The sequence below is a fragment of the Pseudonocardia pini genome, assembly GCF_013870575.1.
Classification (GTDB): domain Bacteria; phylum Actinomycetota; class Actinomycetes; order Mycobacteriales; family Pseudonocardiaceae; genus Pseudonocardia; species Pseudonocardia pini.
In genome coordinates this window covers 1-1,675 of the sequence record NZ_JACBXB010000993.1, presented here as the reverse complement: position 1 = coordinate 1,675, position 1,675 = coordinate 1, and the positions used below count along the sequence as shown (strand labels likewise).

The window sequence follows — 1,675 nt, the reverse complement described above, 5'->3', positions numbered from 1 at the left end:
GCGCGGGTCGCCGACCTGGGGGAGCTGTCCCCGCGACGGCCTCCCCTCCCGGTCGTCGTGGGCGGTCCCGGATGGCGGGGGCGGGACCTCCCCGGTTCGGCGCTGCACGTCGAGTCCCTCGTCGCGGCGGTCACCGCGTTGTCGTGTTTATTCTGAGAACAGTGCGAAAAGCGCTTCACAAGCCGTCCACCGGGCACTTTCGCGCGTAGCCTGGAGTGCGTTGCCCCAGACCCTCGGCGACCTCTTCCCGCGCCACAGAGATGAGGGTCGACATGGCCGACGTTCGACGGCTCCCGGTACCGGTCACACAGATCTGGGATTGGCAGATGCGCGGGTCCTGCCGCGGATCGGACAGCGATGTGTTCTTCCATCCCGAGGGCGAACGCGGACCCGCCCGAGCCGTTCGCGAGGCTCGGGCGAAGACCATGTGCCGGACCTGTCCGGTGATCGAGCAGTGCCGCAACCACGCGTTGACCGTCCACGAGCCCTACGGCGTGTGGGGCGGGCTCTCGGCGCAGGACCGCCAGGAGGAGCTCGGACTCACCGGCCGGACGGTCCGTCGCTAGTGTCCCAGGGCGTCCGGTCTCAGGAGAGCCGATGGGCCGGGCCGCCGGTGCCCAGGCGGAGCAGGATCTCCGTGGGGAGGTCCTCGATCTCCAGCGCCGCGCGGAGCCGCGGGAGGGCGTCGGTGGCGATCCGGCTGCGCAGGTCGGTCACCGCCGCGTCGTCCTCGGTGGTCACCGTGAGGTGCAGGAACGGCTCGGTGCGGCCCCCGGTGATCGCGGCCACGGTCCGCCGGACCCCCGGATAGGAGTCGATCTCCTCGGCCACGGCGTCGGCCGCGGCGTCGGTGTCGAGCATCGTGGTCCCGTTGGCGCCCTCGCCGGGCAGCCGCCAGGTCTGGCTGCTCGTCCGGCGGCGGCCGACCTGTGCGGCCAGCCAGAACAGGCACACCACGCCGACGACGACGGCGCCGGCGATCACGGCGTAGGGCAGCCACGACGGCACGGTCGGGTCGGTGGGCAGCAGCGTGGCCGCTCGGTCGTGGGTCGGGACGAGACCGAACCCCCGGAGCAGCGTGTAGGCACCACCGAGGAGCAACATCACCCCGACGACGGTGAGCAGGCTGCGGTTGAGCCCGGCGGGCCGGTTGGGGGTCGTGGCCATCACGTGCTCCTGGACTGGTTGACCCGGACGCTGATCCGGGGTGCGCGGCGGAGGGCGAGGGCCGTCAGCTGGTCGCCGACGGCGGCGCGGACCTCGCCCTGCAGGGCGAACATCGACCGGACCAGCTCCGCGGCCAGGTCCGGCTCCAACGCGGCCGGGACCAGCAGGAAGTTGCGGACGAACAGGGTGGCCACGGGCTCGCCGATGTCGTAGGCGGAGGCGGGCACCGTGCCGGGGGAGTAGACGGGGTAGCGGCCGCGCACCTCCTCCAGGACGTCGGCGAGGTCGAGCAGCCGGATCGGGGTGTCCGCCGCGAGCTCGGTGATGCCCGCGGTGGGCAGGCCGCCGGACCAGAAGAAGGCGTCGACGGTGCCCGCCCGCAGCGCGTCGATCGAGTCGGACAGGCCGAGCTCGCGGGGCGCGATCCCGCGGTCGGGGTCGATCCCGGCGGTCTCCAGCAGGCGTCGGGCGATCACGTAGTAGCCGGAGATCGGGGTCCCGACGGCGA

Annotated in this window: 3 protein-coding genes; 1 reads left to right on the top strand and 2 read right to left on the bottom strand. The window is 72.9% G+C overall.

From position 1 onward, the window contains the following. Positions 1-272: 272 nt before the first annotated feature. Positions 273-566, top strand: a complete 294-nt coding sequence (locus H5J29_RS31745; protein ID WP_181784612.1) for a WhiB family transcriptional regulator — start codon at positions 273-275, stop codon at positions 564-566. A gap of 19 nt (positions 567-585) precedes the next feature. On the opposite strand, the gene H5J29_RS31740 is transcribed toward H5J29_RS31745, so the two are convergent. Then, positions 586-1,167, bottom strand: a complete 582-nt coding sequence (locus H5J29_RS31740; protein WP_181784611.1) for an alkaline shock response membrane anchor protein AmaP — start codon at positions 1,165-1,167, stop codon at positions 586-588. Beyond that, a partial coding sequence (locus H5J29_RS31735) for a TAXI family TRAP transporter solute-binding subunit (protein ID WP_181784610.1) occupies positions 1,167-1,675 on the bottom strand: 509 nt, incomplete at its 5' end. The genes H5J29_RS31735 and H5J29_RS31740, both read right to left, overlap by 1 nt.

Coding starts and splice junctions, on each gene's coding strand:
- H5J29_RS31740 (WP_181784611.1), bottom strand. CDS start 1,167: ATGGCCACGACCCCCAACCGGCCCGCCGGGCTCAACCGCAGCCTGCTC.
- H5J29_RS31745 (WP_181784612.1), top strand. CDS start 273: ATGGCCGACGTTCGACGGCTCCCGGTACCGGTCACACAGATCTGGGAT.